Origin of the sequence: Commensalibacter communis (assembly GCF_947179015.1) — a bacterium.
GTDB classification, from domain to species: Bacteria; Pseudomonadota; Alphaproteobacteria; order Acetobacterales; family Acetobacteraceae; genus Commensalibacter; species Commensalibacter communis.
Window position 1 is genome coordinate 590,586 of the sequence record NZ_CAMXCM010000001.1, and the last position, 17,790, is coordinate 608,375.

Sequence of the window (17,790 nt, forward strand, 5' to 3'; positions counted from 1 at the left end):
TCTTTGGTTTACTGGTTAGAATTTATAAGCCATAGTCAACTTCTCTAAAGGATCGTTTATAGCTTTGACTCATTCAAATCTTTTTATTTTCGACACGCTTGTAACGATTGCTTTTGTTTGCCATCTTGATCAAAATTATCAGGAGATAGCCATTGTCGAAATGCTTGATTAATCGCTGGCCATTCTTTGTCTATTATGGAAAACCAGTCCGTATCTCGATTATGTCCTTTAACGACCGCAGCTTGCCTAAAGCGTCCTTCATATTGAAAACCCAACCGCAATGCTGCTTTACGTGAGGGTTCGTTGCAGCTGTTACATTTCCATTCATATCGACGATAGCCAAGCGTTTCAAAAGCATAGTTCATTAAAAGCCATTGCGCTTCGGTTGCCATAATGGTTTTTTCTAATAATGGCGAATAATGCACATGTCCGACCTCTATTGTACCGTTTTCAGGATCAATATGCATTAATGAAAGTGTCCCAACAGGTTGATCAGTTTTATTATCCATCACTGTGAAAAGAAGTGGGTCATTTATTGTGATTACACTTTCGACCCATCTCTTATAATCCTCGATTGTTTTATCGGGTTCACGGGGTAACCATGTCCAATGTCCATCGTCAGGAAAGAGTTGATAAGCTGCAAATAAAGCCTCTGCATGATCCAAAGTCAAAGGTTCTAAATAGCATGTTCTCCCCCGTAGCGTAACACGTTGAGGAAGAGGTCTTGGTTTCCAGTCAGGTAAAGGTTCACCGACAGCTTGGTTAAGTTCGTTAAAGTAGCTCATGTTTGTATACAATAATTTCGTTTTGAGGAAAGTCTTTATGATATGATGAAAAAATCATCTTGTATAATAATTTTATAAAAGAAAGATTTTAAAATGTCCGCTTGCATTATCCCGAAAGTCATTGACAAATTATACCCAGGGATTACAGAAGTTTTTGTAAAGTCTGAATTGTTAAAAGCATTTTTCTTTCCATTATTTTCTTTTAACCATGAGGGGCAGATATTTCATATGATTGCTGTGCCTGGTTTGTTTAATGACGAGGAACAACGCCAGCAAAATGCTGAGTTAAGTTTTTTTGGATTTTCAAGAAATCAAAATAGTAAATATGATTTTTTAGGAAACCTCAGTATTTTTCAAAATTATCAAGAGGTTCCAGAGTTATATGAAAAGCTGTCACAAGATTGGTTGTTAAATAAAGATCGTTATTATCAACAAAAGACTAAAGTAGAGGATTATATACTCGCTTTGGATCTAGATGAAGTTACCAAGATGAAGTTCGAAACGTATATCAGTGATTTTTATGGATATCAGATGGTAAAGCTGAACTGGGAGAGAATTGGGCGGTTTGAAACATTAATGTCTATGACTGAATCTTGGGGTAATCTTGATGTGTTAGAGTTTATTTCGGATAATGAGGCTGTTGAAGAATTTTTTATGAACAGACAATATAACCTGAAATTTAACTATGATTTAACCCCAGAAATGATGATTGGTGGAACGGATAAATACGAGTTTTTATCCGTGATTAATGGGGGAACCAATTTCATATTCTGGGATAGTAAAAAGGACATAGTGTATTTGTTGGAATATTATTCTTAATCGGTAGCGACAATTACCGTTTACAAAAGCTTATGATAGCAAGAGGTATCATGATAAGAAAACAAATAGAACTCATCCCCAGAAAGAGCATTGGAGGATAGGGTTCTTGATATTGTCCACTGCCTGAAATACTCCCAAGCGCACCTAAAATAGGAACAATGCCGATAGCCAAAAAAAGTACACCAAATATTATCGAGAGTATGGCAGCAAGAATGATGCTTTTATTCTTGCTATGGAAAAGTTTGATAATCAATCCAATAAAAATAACTAAAATAATTATGGGTATCAGAGCTATTAAAAAAATCGAAAACATTATAAGAAAGACTTTACATAGATATTGATTAACTGCTCATAATCGATTTTTTTGCAATGGCCTTTAGCATTCTACGCCTGATGATTCCACTGACAATTCGAATAATACACCAGTAACAAGTAAATTGATACATAGAGTGCTTATCTGTGCAATATATTCTCGTTTCAGTGGACAATAGCGTTTTACATTTTTTTAGCGGAATTACGTGAAAATTTAACACAAGTTTTGCTGATTTCGGCGTATTAAAGGCTATAAATTCGTCTGCATTTTTGAAGGGTATTAATCCATAATTAAGTTCCCAAAAACGACCCAATAGACCATAGACAATTTCCTCTTGGTTGCTTTCAAGAACTGTAAATTGCTCCATACTAAACGATTTTGCGGATTTATAAGATTTATAGTTTAAAATCCTATGAGGGAATTCTCGTAAACATATAGCAATTCTATAAAATAAATCTTCTTGAGTGTTATATTCGATGGCATGTGAGAACACTTTATCCGTTGGTGCATCAACAACGATAAAGTGTCGCTCTTTGAATTGAAAATAGGATAAGTATTTATCAATCAACATACTTAGTCTTAACCAAAATTGGTTTTAGAAAACGCCCCGTATAACTTGCTTTAACCTTAGCAATATCTTCTGGGGTGCCAGTGGCGACAATTTGTCCACCACCATTCCCACCTTCGGGGCCCAGGTCAATGACCCAATCTGCGGTTTTAATGACTTCTAAATTATGTTCGATGACAATGATAGTATTACCTTGCTCGACCAAAGCATGAAGGACTTCTAGTAATTTTCGAACATCTTCGGTGTGCAGCCCCGTTGTGGGTTCATCCAAAATATATAATGTTCTTCCCGTAGCGCGTCTGGCAAGCTCTTTAGAGAGTTTAATCCGTTGTGCTTCCCCTCCAGAAAGGGTGGTTGCTTGCTGTCCCAAATGAATATAACCCAAACCAACTTGCTTTAAGATATTTAGACGATCACGTATTCGAGGCGCTGCTTCGAACAAAGGAACCGCTTCATCAACCGACAGATTTAAAATATCCGCAATAGAATGTCCTTTGAATTTAATTTCTAAAGTTTCTCGATTATATCTTGCACCCTTACAGGCATCACAAGTCACAAACATGTCGGGTAAGAAATGCATCTCAATCTTGATAACCCCATCACCTTGGCATGCTTCACATCGTCCCCCCTTGACGTTAAAGGAAAAACGTCCAGGTTTGTAGCCTCTGGCACGACTTTCAGGCAGCTCTGCAAACCATTCACGAATAGGGGTGAATAAATCCGTATAAGTTGCTGGATTTGATCTTGGTGTACGCCCAATGGGGGATTGGTCAATATCAATGATTTTATCAAGATGCTCTAACCCTTTGATGTTTTTATAAGGGGAAGGAACCATGTTCGATTTCATAAGTTGACGAGATAAGGCTTTGTAAAGCGTATCAATAATTAAAGTCGATTTTCCACCACCAGAAACACCAGTAACAGCGATAAAAGTTCCTAATGGGAAATCAACAGTGACATTTTGTAAATTATTCCCTGTTGCACCAGCAAGGGTTAGAAGTTGTTTTTTATTAAATTTTCGGCGATTTTTTGGGATGGGAATATATTTCCTACCGCTAAGATAATCTCCTGTAAGACTTTTTGGATTTGCTTCGACCTCTGCTGGTGTGCCTATAGCAACGACGTTACCTCCAAGAATACCCGCACCAGGTCCCATATCAATTAAATAGTCAGAAGCCTTGATGGTATCTTCGTCGTGTTCAACAACAATAAGTGTATTTCCTAATCCTTTGAGCCGTTCCAAAGTGCCCAATAAACGTTCATTGTCCCGTTGATGTAAGCCAATCGATGGCTCATCCAGAACATAAAGCACCCCTGTTAATCCGGAACCAATTTGACTGGCTAGCCGAATACGTTGGCTCTCACCACCAGATAAAGTAGCTGAACCCCGAGAAAGTGTTAAATAATCCAACCCAACGTCATTTAGGAAATGTAAGCGTTCTATGATTTCACGTAAAATACGATGCGCAATTTCTGCCTTTTGTGTCGTTAGCGTTTCTTCAACTGTTGAAAACCAATCTAATGCTTGTTGAATAGGATATTCTGAAATCTCAGCGATATTTTTCTTATCAATTTTAACGCATAAAGCCTCAGGTTTTAATCGTGCACCGTGACAAGTATGGCAAGGATAATCAGCACGATATTTATTGAGCTCTTCCTTAACAGACATACTGTCTGTTGCATGATAACGCTTTTCAAGGTTGCGAATAACTCCTTCAAACGGTTTATTCAGCGTATATGATTGTTTTTCATCGTGATAAGTAATGGGAATTTCTTCGGTGGAGCCGTGTAAAATGATCTGTTGAACAGCTTCCGGGATCTTTTCCCATGGGGTGTTCATATCAAATTTAAAATGACGGGCAATACTTTCCAACGCTTGTTTATAATAAGGAAGTGAGCTGTTGCTCCACGGAAGGATAGCGCCTTTTTGAAGGGATAAAGTTGTATTGGGAATAATGAGTTGCGGATCAAAAAAACTTTCAGTGCCAATTCCATCACAAGCAGGACAAGCGCCTTGTGGTGCGTTGAAAGAGAAAAGGCGTGGTTCAATTTCTTCGAGCGTAAATCCACTTTCTGGACAAGAGTAACGTGCAGAAAAACTTAAAGTAAGAGGTTGTTTTTCTTCTCCATCGCGCAAGACCTCTTCAACACTTGCTAATCCATCAGATAAGGCAAGGGCAATTTCAAAACTGTCTGCTAGTCGTCCTTCGATGTCCTCTTTGATAACAACACGATCAATAATGACTTCGATCGTATGTTTAATTTTACGATTCAAATTTGGAACATCATCAATATCATACAAAGTGCCGTCAACTTTGACGCGAGTAAATCCTTTGCGTTGTAATTCTGCTAATTCTTTTTTGTATTCACCTTTGCGGGCGCGAACCACAGGTGCCAATAACATCAGGCGTGTTTTTTCGGACAACTCCATAACACGATCCACCATTTGGCTGACGGTCTGAGCCTCAATTGGTAATCCTGTTGCGGGGGAATAGGGTGTGCCAGCTCTTGCCCAAAGCAGACGCATATAATCATGAATCTCAGTAATCGTTCCAACCGTTGACCGTGGGTTTTTAGAGGTTGTCTTTTGTTCAATCGAGATTGCAGGGGACAACCCTTCAATGGATTCAACATCAGGTTTTCCCATGAGTTCTAAGAACTGACGTGCGTATGCAGAAAGGCTTTCCACATAACGGCGTTGTCCCTCGGCATAAATCGTATCGAATGCCAAGGAGGATTTTCCTGAACCTGATAATCCCGTAATAACCGTTAATTGATGCTTTGGAATATTAACATCAATATTTTTAAGGTTGTGTACTTTTGCCCCTTTGACAACCAGAGTGGTGAGGGGAGAAACTTGCTTTGAATTCATGATGTTTTTTTATTGCTCTTGATGATGTACGTTACGATTGTAGATAATATTTTAGTCTCTTTAAAGGTTTTTTATAAAAGAATAGGTGAACGGGAACATATTATGGTGATAAGTGATTAATTTTAGGCAAGATTTTAATTGTATATTGTTAATAAAATTGAGCTGTGAGTGGGGTTATAAGCTTTATAATTTTTCTATAATTAAAAATTATGGGGCAATCGGGTATGAAGACAATGTGTTGTATCTATATTCAGTTAAGTAATGATAACTGGGTTTCAAGCTTATAGTAAGAATATTATGTCAATAGAGTTTCGATTAATAACACTGTAATGAAGAACCCAATAGAGGTATCATTGAGCAAAGAGAGATAGGTTATATGTTTAAAGTATTATTTAGAACGGTATGTACTAATTTTGCAGAAAGTTTCTATTTGTAGTTTAAATAAAAAACTTGAGCTTAGACATGAAAAAAGAGTAAATATATAAACGATATACGAAATTAAAAATATTTGTGATTAAGGTAAAAACAATGGCTGGCAGTGTTAATAAAGTAATTTTGGTTGGGAATTTGGGCAAAGATCCTGATGTCAGAACAACTCAGATGGGTACCAAAGTGGTTAATTTGACACTAGCAACCAGTGATACCTGGAATGATCGTCAAACAGGCGAACGCAAAGAAAATACAGAATGGCATCGTGTCGTTATTTTTAACGAACGTTTGGCAGATGTTGCAGAAAAATATTTACGTAAAGGTCGCAAAGTTTTTATTGAAGGGCAACTGAAAACGCGTAAATGGACAGATCAACAAGGAATGGAGCGTTATACGACCGAAGTCGTTGTTGATCGTTTCCGTGGAGAGTTGGTGTTGTTGGATAGCAATCGTAGCGGTGGTGATGATATGGGATATGAATATGGAGCCTCTGCACCGATGGCACCGACCTCACGTCCAGCGATGTCTTCGCCGTCACAAAATAAATCTGGCGGTGGTTGGGATTCTTCCATGCCAGGAAATAATGATTTAGATGATGAAATTCCATTCTAAGTATTCATTATAAGAATTTTGGAACATACATAATATGTTTATGGTAATCCTTTTTTTGGCATTTATCTTTATTATTTTGCTCTTATCCAAATATAGAAGAAGTTCGCATAAAAAGTTGATTACCGTCACAATTTTTATGATAATGACCGGTATGATATGTTGGGGATATACGGATCTTATCTTCGCAGTTGGCGCGTCATCAGGAATTGGAAATGGTTTTTTCTTTGCATTAGTTAATAAATCGTGGGTTTGGACAATTGGCTCTGGGCTTTTGGTGTTATCAGTTCCTAGTGCTTTATTTTGTTTACTCAGCAAACCTAAAATTCTTGGTGAGGAAGATAAACTCTTAGAAGATAATGATGATTTATAAGGACAATCATACATGATATTGGGTCATATTAATAATGAAGCGACTTTCCCTTTACCACCCATTATACAGCAGGGACTAGAATTCCTAAAAGCCTTAGATTTACTACAAATTAAACCTGGAAAAGTTGACATAGATGGTGATAGAATTTTTGCCGAAATTGTGGATACAGTAACGCACTTCAAAGAAGAATCTAAGCCAGAGAGCCATCAGAAATATATTGATATTCACTATTTAATTTCAGGCGCAGAGTATATTGGTGTTAGTATCAATACCATGGATAATCCAATTTATCGACCTTTTGCACCAGGAAAAGATATTCAGTTTTACGACTCTGTAAGACACGAAAATTTGGTTGAATTATTTCCAGGTAGTTATCTTATTTTATTTCCACAAGATATTCATAGACCTTGTTGTTGTTTGCAAGAACCAGTTTCTATTCGAAAAGTTATTGTTAAAATCGCCGTAAGTGAAATATAGATTGCCAACGATATATTACAAATCTTTGTTGAAGATATTTTGATCGATATTTTAAACTCATATTATATTTGTTTAAAGTTAAATGTTTTCTCCTTGCACGAGGTTTGAATAAATAATATATGAGTGACCGCTCTTTTAGCAGGTTTTGGTGTTAAAGATCTTATTAATGTAACTCCTGATATGGCTTTGTCAAAAAACTGGAGAATTTTGCTCTAAGCATTTATTTATCCTTTTGTCTTTGGGTGATGCTTCCATGGACACTTTAAGAATAAATGGTGGGATCGCAAAAGCGTCAACTGTCGATAGTGTAAGTAAAGGGTTTACACCAATCTTTTACAAAAAACGAACTTAAGCTTATGGTGATTAGATAGTAAAATAAAGAGATCGAAAACTATTAGAATAGCTTTTGATTTTCTAAAAAGGTCAACTTTACGATTTTAATCACCAAAATTTTTTTATTTTTAAGTTATATTCTTACTTTTGATGATAATTAGTAAAACACTCTATAATATTACGGTGTTAATCTCTACATTAATGAAGTCTTACTTGTTTTTTTCTTCTAAAAAAATTATAGTTAATGGCTGTAAATGATCGTTTTTTATATAGAGTATTTATATAACTTGATAGCTAGTTGTTCGCATCGATAATAGTGTTACAAGTATCAAATTTATATATAGTTGCTTTATAATAATGTTATGATCAGTCTTTGAAATTTTAATTTATTATAATTGTAATTAAATACTGGATCTACCTTGACCGATTTGCCAGAAAACACCCTTCCTCCGTTGACTGATATTGTTCCTGTAACTGTAGAAGAGGAAATGCAAACCTCTTATTTGGCTTATGCTATGTCAGTTATTGTCAGTCGCGCTTTGCCAGATGTTCGTGATGGGTTAAAGCCTGTTCATCGTCGTATTCTTTATTCTATGTTTGAAAGCGGTTTGACCGCTGATAAACCTTACCGCAAGTCAGCACGTGCGGTTGGGGATGTGATGAGTAAATATCATCCCCATGGCGATTCATCCATTTATGATGCAATGGTGCGTATGGCGCAACATTGGTCGATGCGGGTTCGTTTAGTCGATGGACAGGGTAATTTTGGTTCTGTTGATGGGGATTCTCCTGCAGCGATGCGCTATACCGAGGCACGCCTAGGGAAACCAGCTACTTTCTTACTTGAAGATATCAATCAAGATACGGTGGATTTCCAAGCAAACTATGATGAAACAGAAGAAGAACCTGTTATTCTTCCTGCGATGTATCCTAATTTGTTGATTAATGGTGCGTCTGGGATTGCGGTTGGGATGGCGACGAATATTCCAACGCACAATCCAACAGAAATTATTGATGCGGCTTTAGCCTTAATTGAAAATCCTGAAATGGATTTGCCAGAATTAATGCAAATTGTAACGGGACCAGATTTTCCTACGGGTGGTATTATTCTTGGGCGTTCTGGTATTCGCAGTGCGTATGCTACAGGTCGCGGGTCTGTGTTGATACGTGGTCGTGCGAATGTTGAAGAAATCCGTAAAGATCGCCAAGCGATCATTATTACTGAAATCCCTTATCAAGTTAATAAAGCAACGTTACAAGAAAAAATCGCAGAGTTGGTGCGGGCTAAGCAAATTGAAGGTGTGTCCGATATTCGTGACGAAAGTGATCGTTCAGGAATGCGGATTGTCATCGAGATCAAACGTGATGCAACGCCTGATGTCGTTTTAAATCAACTTTATCGCTTTACGCAATTACAAACATCCTTTGGTGTCAATATGTTGGCACTAAATAATGGTAAACCTCAGTTGCTGGGTCTCAAGGATGCGTTAACTGCATTTATCACGTTCCGTGAAGAAGTTATTTTACGTCGTGCAAGATTTGAACTAAACAAAGCAAGAGACCGTGCACATTTATTGCTTGGGTTGATGCTAGCAGTTGCTAATATTGATGAAGTGATTGCGTTAATTCGTTCAGCGCCCGATGCGGCAACTGCCCGTGAACAATTAATGCAACGTTCTTGGCCAGCAGCAGATATTCAATCTTATTTAGACCTTATTCAAGATGATGGGAATATTCTTGAAGGTGGGCGCGTTTATTTAAGTGAAACTCAGGTTCGTGGTATTTTAGAACTTCGTTTACAACGCTTAACAGGCTTGGAACGTGAAAAAATCCAAAGTGAATTGGTTGAAGTTTCTAAACGGATTGAAGAATTATTAGAAATCATTGCCAGCCATATTCGTCGTATGGAAATTATGCGCGACGAGTTATTGCGAGTTCGTGGTGAAATTGGTTGTCCTCGTGCGACTGAAATCGTGGATTATGAAGGCGATCAAACTGACGAAAGTTTAATCGAACCTGGCCAAATGGTGGTAACGATTACCAGAGATGGCTTTATTAAACGTACGCCTTTGGAAGCGTTTAGATCTCAAAACAGAGGCGGTCGTGGTCGTAGAGGTGCGGGCAGAAGAGGGGATGATATCATTACCCGTTCTTTTAATGCACATACGCATCAATGGGTAATTTTCTTCTCTTCTGGAGGGAAAGCATATCGTGCAAAGATTTGGCATTTGCCAGAAGCCAGCCCAACCTCCAAAGGTCGCGCATTAGTGAATTTGTTACCTGATCTTGGTGGTGATGAAATTACTGCGGTTTTACCACTTCCTCAGGATGAAGAATTGTGGCCAAATCTTTATCTTGTTTTCGCAACCTCCAAAGGGGGCGTTCGCAGAAACAGACTGAGTGATTTTGGTAATATTCGCTCTTCTGGTTTGATTGCTATGAAATTGGATGAAGGCGAACGTTTAATCGGGGTTGCAACCTGTCATGAAGGGCAAGATATATTCTTGGCTTCTAAAAAAGGGCGTGCTGTTCGGTTCCAAATTACAGATGATACAGTTCGTGTTTTTGCTGGTCGCGCGAGCACCGGTGTGCGTGGTATTCGTTTATCAGACGATGATGAAGTAATGTCTTTATGTATTTTAAATCATGTCGATGCATCTGTTGCCGAAAGAACGGCATATATTCGCTATAGTAATGCAAAACGTCGTGCAGAAAATGCGGAAATAGTCGAAGAAATTGAAGAAATCCTTGAAACTGAAGAAGATGACGGCAGTGCAGATACAGAATTAACGACAGAACGTTTAACCGAGCTGCAACAAACAGAAGAAATCCTACTAACAGTAACGAATGCTGGCTTTGGTAAACGCTCAACTGCTTATGATTATCGTGTCAGTGGTCGTGGCGGCTTGGGATTATCAAATATGAACCTAGCCGGTCGAAATGGTACAGAAATTGTCGCTACCTTTGCTGTGTTGGATAATACGGATGTGATGCTGGTGACTGATAAAGGTCGTTTAATTCGTGTGCCTGTCAATCAAGTTCGTATCACTTCTCGCACCAGTATGGGGGTAACCTTGTTCCGTATTGACGAAGGTGAAACCGTTAGTAGTGTTTTCCCTGTCATCGATGATTCCGTTGAAGGTGAAGAAATCGAGGTTGCTGAAGGTCAAGAAAATGATGAGGTATAAGTCATAGGATGGTTCATCATAAAGAAACAACACGAATTGGTTTTTATCCAGGTACGTTTGATCCCATCACTAATGGTCATCTTGATATTATCAAGCGAGCTGTTGGTTTGGTAGATGAGTTGATTATCGGCGTGGCGTTAAATGAGAACAAAAGCCCTACATGGTCTCTTCAGGAGCGAGTAGAATGTATTCATGAAGCGTTAATTGAGGAATTTGGAGAATCTTGTCGGATACTTGGTCATAAAGACTGTGCGATTAAAGTGATTGGATTCGATAATTTGCTGGTTGATTGCGTTAAGGAATATAATGCTAGTGTGATTATTAGGGGATTACGACAAGCAACCGATTTTGATATGGAGTTTCAAATGTGTTTGATGAATCAACGTCTGGCTCCTGATATTGAAACACTCTTCTTGGTTGCAACTGAACAGAATCGCAGTATTGCTTCTAGTGTTGTTAAAGAAGTTGGTCGCCTAGGAGGAGATATCTCATCTTTTGTGCCGAAAGCGACTCTTCGTAAATTTGCGAATCAATTTAAATCATAATTTAAGGAAATGAAAAATGACGAATACAGATCAAAATAAAATGCTTCGAATGGAATTAAAACACGGTGTAGTCAAAATTAAATTACGTCCAGATTTGGCACCATTAGCCGCGGAACGCTTATTAACCCTGTCTCAGCAAGGGTTTTATGATGATACGCCTTTCCACCGCGTTATCGAAGGATTTATGGCTCAAGGTGGTGATCCAAGTGGAACAGGAACCAAAGGAAGTGATCTACCAGATTTGAAAGCAGAGTTCACAAAGGCCGAATCATTTCACAGAGGCATGATTGGAATGGCTCGGACAATGGATCCGAATAGTGCCAATAGCCAATTCTTTATTATGTTTGATAATGCGCCACATTTAGATGGACAATATACAATTGTTGGACAAGTTATTGAAGGGATGGAGTTTGTTGATCAAATTAAACGCGGTGGCGGTGCCAATGGTATGGTAAATGATCCAGATCGCATTATTAAAATGTCAGTTATTAACGAATAATTTTTTAAAAAAGTGAAAATAGTGGTTGACTTCTACCTAAATAACCACTATTTCAATGTTCATCGCTTGATACAAGCGGTTCAAAAAAGAAGAGCCGGTAGCTCAGTTGGTAGAGCATTCGACTTTTAATCGAATGGTCGAGGGTTCGAATCCCTCCCGGCTCACCAAGATCATTATTGGTCTTGAACAGTTTTGATAAATCAATTTATATATCATTATTATTTTTTAGTAAAGAAAAATTAATACATTATAAGTTGAATTTTAAAACCGTAATTACAACCATAGGTTGTATCATCCATATTCCTCATATTTTTACTTTCCCTCTTCATGTTTCAAGCGGTATTTATAATCAAATGAAATCAATGAATTGAATAATTGCAAATAGCACCCATATGTATAACGAAATATAATTTTTTTATTTAGCTTTGCTTTATGATGCTCGAATTGTGTTTCCTTTGTTCCATCACAATATTGCGATATAAAAAATGCTATGTTAGGCTAGACAAAGTTATTTAAGTGACTTCTTATTAATGTTTAAATGATGTGTTGATTTGATAATTATATTTTTCATACAAATTTCACTTTAGACGTTAGTATTTAAAAAGCTTATAAAAAGAAAAGTATACTTTATTACATATAGGAGATTTCTGGTGGAATATACTGTTGGACAATATCTGGCTACTCGTTTAGCACAGCTGGGTTTAAACCATGTTTTTGCTGTTGCTGGCGATTACAACCTAACCTTACTTGATGAAATGGCAAAGGTTGAAGATTTAGAGCAAGTTTACTGCTGTAATGAACTTAACTGCGGTTTTGCTGGAGAGGGATATGCGCGCTCTCGTGTAATGGGCGCTGCTGTTGTGACGTTCAGTGTGGGTGCATTTAGTGCTTTTAATGCTGTTGGTGGGGCTTTTGCTGAGAATCTACCACTGTTATTGGTTTCTGGCGCTCCAAATAATAATGATTATGGCAGTGGTCATATTTTACATCATACAATGGGATATTCTGATTATCGCTATCAATTGGAAATGGCAAAACAAATTACATGTGAAGCCGTTTCAATTGCTCATGCACATGAAGCCCCTTGTTTGATTGACCATGCTATTCGTTCAGCATTACGCAATCGCAAACCTGCTTATATTGAGATTTCTTGTAATATTGCGAATCAGCCTTGTACGGAACCAGGACCAATTAGTAGCATCACAAATAGTTTAATCAGTGATGATGAAAGTTTAAAAGCAGCTGCTCAGGCATGTTTAGAAGCATTAGAAAATGCAAAAAATCCAGTCATGATTATTGGTGGTAAAATACGTTCTGCTGGATGTGTGATTTCAAAAAAAATTACGCAACTTGGTAAACAACTAGGATGCCCAGTTGCCACCATGGCGCAAGCTAAAGGTCTGTTTCCAGAAGAAGAACCTGAATATGTAGGTACATATTGGGGAGAGATTAGCTCTACTGGTGTAGAAGAACTTGTTAGGAACTCAGATTGTCGCATTTACATTGGTGCTGTATTTAACGACTATTCAACCGTTGGCTGGGAATGTCAATTGCTTGATGACCACGATATTTGGATTTCGACACACCACACACGGATTGGAAAAAAAGAATTTAGTGGTGTTTACTTAAAAGACTTTATTCCAGTATTAACCCCACTTGTGAAAAAGAATTCTGCATATTTAGAACAGTTCAGAGCTAAAAATCATGCTGCTAAAGCAGTAACGATTGCAGAAGGTCAAGCGCCATTAACAACAGTTGAGTTATGCCGTCAAATTCAAGGCATGATTACGGGTGATACAACATTATATCTTGAAACAGGGGATTCGTGGTTCCACGGTATGCATTTCAAACTTCCTAATGGTGCACGTGTAGAATCAGAAATGCAGTGGGGACATATCGGTTGGTCTGTGCCTTCTATGTTTGGATATGCTGTTTCAGAGCCAGATCGTCGTAATATTATCATGGTTGGTGATGGATCATTCCAATTGACAGCACAAGAAGTGTGCCAGATGATTCGTCGTAATTTACCTGTTATTATTATTTTAATTAATAATGCTGGTTATACGATCGAAGTTAAGATTCATGATGGTCCATATAATCGTATTAAAAACTGGGATTATGCAGGTTTGATTGATGTCTTTAATGCTGAAGATGGTAAAGGTCTTGGAATCAAAGCCAAAAATGGTGCGGAACTTGAAAAAGCCGTGCAAACAGCATTGGCACACAAAGATGGCCCAACGTTAATTGAGGTAGAGATTGACGCTCAAGATTGTTCTCCTGATCTTGTTGTTTGGGGTAAAAAAGTTGCTAAGGCAAATGGCAGAGCGCCTCGTAAAGGTTAAGCCCTAAAGACGAATATTAGATATAAAAAAGCCCTCTTTACTTTATATAAAGAGGGTTTTTTATTGTGATACTCGATAAAATGATGGACTAGTCTTTTTTAACTATTTCTTCGTAAGGTTTATTCAAATAAATAGGTAGTACTTCCTCGGGAGTACCATCCATTTTCAAAAATCCTTGATCTAGCCATAATACGCGATTACACCATTTTGCTATTGTTTCAGCAGAGTGGGTCGAAATGACCAGAATTTGAGAATTTTGAACCATGTTTTCTATACGTTTGGTTGCTTTTTGAATGAAGCCAGCATCTCCAGTTAAAAACCATTCATCCATCATTAGAATTTGAGGGGCAATAGCAGTTGCAAGTCCAAATCCTAGACGTAATTGCATCCCAGAGCTGTAGGTTCTGACGGGCAGATCAAGATAAGCACCCAGTTCGGAAAAATCAGCAACGCTTTCTGCGATTTCTTGTGTTTGTTTTTTTGAGTATCCATTGATAGAGCATTTTAAATATATATTTTCTCTGCCTGTCAATCCAAAATTCATACCTGCGTTTGGGTCAAGCAGCGTGCTTATACTACCTTCGACACGAATATGTCCCACAACAGGCTCATAAATGCCCGTCATAGTTCGCAGTAATGTTGTCTTGCCTGCGCCGTTTTGACCAATCAGACCAACTTTATCTCCTTGACGTAATGTAAAATTGATATCACGTAAGCTTTGGACAAGGATCTTTTTATGCTGATCTTGCCTTAAACGACCTGAAATGAACAAATGCGTCATTTTACGCAAGCTACGTGTATTTTCATGGTATAAAGGAAACGAAATAGAGAGGTTTTTTACAGTAATACTAGGCATGGTTCTTACATCCAGTAAGGAATACGAAAACGCGTTTTACTAAAAATGAATAATGCTGCTATCCATAAAAAAAGACTATAGCCAATTGCAGCAATCCATATTGAAGCAGATACGTTCTCACCTAGAATAGGAGATCTGACAATTTCAAATAATGGATAAAGAGGGTTTAAAAGAACATAGTTACTATTAAAATGTAGGGAACTAACTTTCCAAATGATCGGTGTTATAAAGAAAAGAGATTGCATCACGCCAGCAACAATAGGGGGTATATCTTTAAACCGAGTACCTAAGATTCCAAATATAATGCCTAATGCAAGACTGTTTACAAGCCATAAGATTGCGGCTGGCAGTAAAAAGTATAATGTATAAGGTACAATTCTAAAAATAGTGAAAACCACGATAATTACTAATAAATTATGTAAGAGAATTAGAATATTACAAAAAACATTGCGCCAAACATAGATACTATAGGGAAGTCGTTGTGATAAAATAAGCTGGCTTGAACTGGTAAAGATGAGACAGCTATCGTTAACCATACCATTTACATATGTCCACAGAACAACAGAGATAGCAACATAAGTAAAATAATGTTGTAAGTCTAAGTGTAATAAATACGCATATAAAATACCGATTGTAGAAATTTTGGCTCCCATAATAATGGTAATCCAAAAAGGTCCCAGGATCGATCCGCGGTAGCGTAACTTAATATCGAGTAGTGCTAATTTCCATCCTAATCGCCATTGTATCAATCCTTGAAAGAGGTCTGTTAAAGCAAGTTTGACATTTTGACTGAGACTGACAGACCTAAGGTCAATGACAGGCTCTTTGACTATTGTTGGATCATGATCCGACATTATAATATCCTTGGAAGAGATAAAGTATGGCGATGAATAATTGATATGATTTTACTGTATAAATATTAAATGAGAAAGAGATAATTGTTTTTGATTTTCAAAAGCTGGTATGTTGTTTTGTTTCAAGCAAATTATAATGAATTAATTGTTTCTTAACAAATATTGTTACTATTAATTTGTAATGTAATATTTAATATAATATCAATATTATTTAGTCTAAAATTTATGTACAGATAATCCAAAGTAAATAGTATTTTATATTTGTAATTATTTTTATTTTTTCTGTTCTCGAAAATATTATCAGGCTTTATATAGGTCATTTTTCAAATTTGGAGTATATTGACCAAATGATTAGTAATTCTGCTTGGTAATATAAACGTGCGGTAAAATGAAAAATATATCTACAAATGAAGTTAAAGATGCAGTCCTAATAGGCGCGGGTATCGTCAGTGCAACGTTGGGGGCATTATTAAAAGAGTTTAACCCAGACATTAAAATGGCAATCTTAGAAGTGCGCAATACAGGAGCAGAGGAAAGCTCGAGTGCATGGAATAATGCTGGAACAGGTCATGCTGGATTATGTGAATTAAATTATACGCCTTTTATTCCTGGGCAACAGGTTAATTTAAAAAAAGCAATTTTTACCAATGCACAATTTGAAGTGTCCAGATCGTTTTGGAGTCATCTTGTTGCTAATGGTGCTTTTAAAACACCTACAGATTTTATTAATCCTGTTCCTCATATGAGCTTTGTGCAAGGTGAAGCTAATGTTGCCTTTTTAAAAGAGCGTTATGAAAAGCTAAAACAGCATCCTGGCTTTGATAAAATGGCTTTTTCAGATAATCCCCAACAAATTCAAGATTGGGCTCCTTTGGTTGCCAAAGGCAGGTCCGCAGGCGAGAAGATGGCCCTAACTCGTGTTGAAGGAGGAACGGATATTAGTTTTGGTGCCTTAACACGTAAGTTACTTGCTCATCTTGAAGCGCAGCAAAATATTGATGTTGGATATTGCGAAAGAGTAGAAGACATTAAACGTGTTAATGATGTTTGGGAAATTAAAAGTAAAAATATCATTACCGGTGAGGAAAAATTAATTCGATCTCGTTTTGTGTTTATTGGTGCTGGTGGTGCAGCTTTGTTATTACTGCAAAAGTCTGGAATTCCTGAAGGTCGTGGTATTGGTGGTTTTCCAGTAAGTGGACAGTGGTTGCGTTGTGATAATCCTGATATTGTTGAACAACATCATGCCAAAGTATATGGACTATCAACAGAAGGATTACCAACCGTTGTTGCACCGCATTTAGATACTCGAATCATTGATGGTAAAAAATCACTTTTATTTGGACCTTATGCAGGGTTTACCACCAAGTTCCTAAAAAAAGGATCTTATTTTGATGTATTATCTTCAATACGATTAGATAATATCGAATCTTTGGTTTCTGTTGGTATTCATAACCTTGATTTTATTCGTTATTTAATCGACCAATCCACACAAACGATGGAAAAACGGATGGCTGCATTACATCGCTTTTATCCTTTGGCCAAAGAAGGGGATTGGAAACGACAAATTGCAGGGCAACGGGTTCAAATTATCAAAAGGGATCAATATGGCCGCTCTATTTTACAAATGGGGACCGAAGTTATTACATCAGGGGATAAATCCTTAGCTGCACTATTGGGGGCATCACCTGGAGCTTCTGTTTCTGTTTCTGTGATGTTGAATCTGATTGAAAAATGTTTTCCTGAACAAGTCAAAGGGGCTTGGGCTGAAAAAATTAAGAAAATTTTTCCAGCACGAGAAGCTGAATTGCAAACAGATGTTACACTTTATAACAAAGTGCATGATTTTGCCAATAAAGTTTTACATTTAACCTAAATTTACTTTTGATATCTCTAAAAAACCTACCATTTGGTAGGTTTTTTTACAA

General features: G+C 37.3%; 15 protein-coding genes and 1 tRNA gene. 11 read left to right on the forward strand and 5 right to left on the reverse strand.

Annotated elements, in window-relative coordinates:
• Positions 1-83: 83 nt before the first annotated feature.
• Positions 84-785, reverse strand: a complete 702-nt coding sequence (locus PQG54_RS02795; protein WP_271788990.1) for a GNAT family N-acetyltransferase — start codon at positions 783-785, stop codon at positions 84-86.
• Positions 786-878: 93 nt separating this feature from the next.
• Between PQG54_RS02795 and PQG54_RS02800 the strand changes: the two genes are divergently transcribed.
• Entirely contained in the window at positions 879-1,604 is a 726-nt protein-coding gene (locus tag PQG54_RS02800; RefSeq protein ID WP_271788989.1) for a hypothetical protein, read from the forward strand.
• Positions 1,605-1,945: 341 nt separating this feature from the next.
• Here the strand turns inward: PQG54_RS02800 and PQG54_RS02805 are convergent, their stop codons facing one another.
• The gene (locus tag PQG54_RS02805) at positions 1,946-2,488 is read right to left on the reverse strand and encodes a hypothetical protein (RefSeq protein WP_271788988.1); all 543 of its coding nucleotides are present in this window, start codon (positions 2,486-2,488) and stop codon (positions 1,946-1,948) included.
• Complete coding sequence (uvrA, locus tag PQG54_RS02810; protein ID WP_271788987.1) at positions 2,478-5,357, reverse strand: excinuclease ABC subunit UvrA; 2,880 nt, start codon at positions 5,355-5,357, stop codon at positions 2,478-2,480. The genes PQG54_RS02805 and uvrA overlap by 11 nt, the downstream gene beginning before the upstream one ends.
• Positions 5,358-5,885: 528 nt before the next feature.
• Between uvrA and ssb the strand changes: the two genes are divergently transcribed.
• From ssb to PQG54_RS02850, 9 genes are all read left to right on the forward strand, one after another.
• Positions 5,886-6,398 carry a single-stranded DNA-binding protein gene (gene ssb, locus PQG54_RS02815; RefSeq protein ID WP_271788986.1) on the forward strand — a complete coding sequence of 171 codons (513 nt, stop codon included), beginning with the start codon at positions 5,886-5,888 and terminating at the stop codon, positions 6,396-6,398.
• 142 nt (positions 6,399-6,540) lie between these two features.
• Positions 6,541-6,768, forward strand: coding sequence for a hypothetical protein (locus PQG54_RS02820; protein WP_271788985.1), 228 nt, complete (start codon positions 6,541-6,543; stop codon positions 6,766-6,768).
• Positions 6,769-6,780: 12 nt separating this feature from the next.
• Positions 6,781-7,245, forward strand: coding sequence for a YhcH/YjgK/YiaL family protein (locus PQG54_RS02825; RefSeq protein ID WP_271788984.1), 465 nt, complete (start codon positions 6,781-6,783; stop codon positions 7,243-7,245).
• Between the two features lie 178 nt (positions 7,246-7,423).
• The gene (locus PQG54_RS12435) at positions 7,424-7,597 is read left to right on the forward strand and encodes a TRL domain-containing protein (RefSeq protein WP_408869477.1); all 174 of its coding nucleotides are present in this window, start codon (positions 7,424-7,426) and stop codon (positions 7,595-7,597) included.
• Between the two features lie 400 nt (positions 7,598-7,997).
• Positions 7,998-10,766, forward strand: a complete 2,769-nt coding sequence (gene gyrA, locus PQG54_RS02830; protein ID WP_271788983.1) for a DNA gyrase subunit A — start codon at positions 7,998-8,000, stop codon at positions 10,764-10,766.
• Between the two features lie 8 nt (positions 10,767-10,774).
• A complete protein-coding gene (coaD, locus tag PQG54_RS02835; protein ID WP_271788982.1) occupies positions 10,775-11,311 on the forward strand; it encodes a pantetheine-phosphate adenylyltransferase in 537 nt (178 codons plus the stop codon).
• A 16-nt stretch (positions 11,312-11,327) separates the two neighbouring features.
• Entirely contained in the window at positions 11,328-11,810 is a 483-nt protein-coding gene (locus PQG54_RS02840) for a peptidylprolyl isomerase (RefSeq protein ID WP_271788981.1), read from the forward strand.
• A 91-nt stretch (positions 11,811-11,901) separates the two neighbouring features.
• A tRNA-Lys gene (locus PQG54_RS02845) sits at positions 11,902-11,977 on the forward strand.
• A gap of 483 nt (positions 11,978-12,460) precedes the next feature.
• Entirely contained in the window at positions 12,461-14,152 is a 1,692-nt protein-coding gene (locus tag PQG54_RS02850; RefSeq protein WP_271788980.1) for an alpha-keto acid decarboxylase family protein, read from the forward strand.
• Positions 14,153-14,240: 88 nt separating this feature from the next.
• On the opposite strand, the gene PQG54_RS02855 is transcribed toward PQG54_RS02850, so the two are convergent.
• Positions 14,241-15,008, reverse strand: coding sequence for an ABC transporter ATP-binding protein (locus tag PQG54_RS02855; RefSeq protein WP_271788979.1), 768 nt, complete (start codon positions 15,006-15,008; stop codon positions 14,241-14,243).
• Between the two features lie 5 nt (positions 15,009-15,013).
• Positions 15,014-15,862, reverse strand: a complete 849-nt coding sequence (locus PQG54_RS02860) for an ABC transporter permease (protein WP_271788978.1) — start codon at positions 15,860-15,862, stop codon at positions 15,014-15,016.
• Positions 15,863-16,250: 388 nt separating this feature from the next.
• Between PQG54_RS02860 and mqo the strand changes: the two genes are divergently transcribed.
• Entirely contained in the window at positions 16,251-17,738 is a 1,488-nt protein-coding gene (gene mqo, locus PQG54_RS02865; protein ID WP_271788977.1) for a malate dehydrogenase (quinone), read from the forward strand.
• The last annotated feature ends 52 nt before the right edge of the window (positions 17,739-17,790 follow it).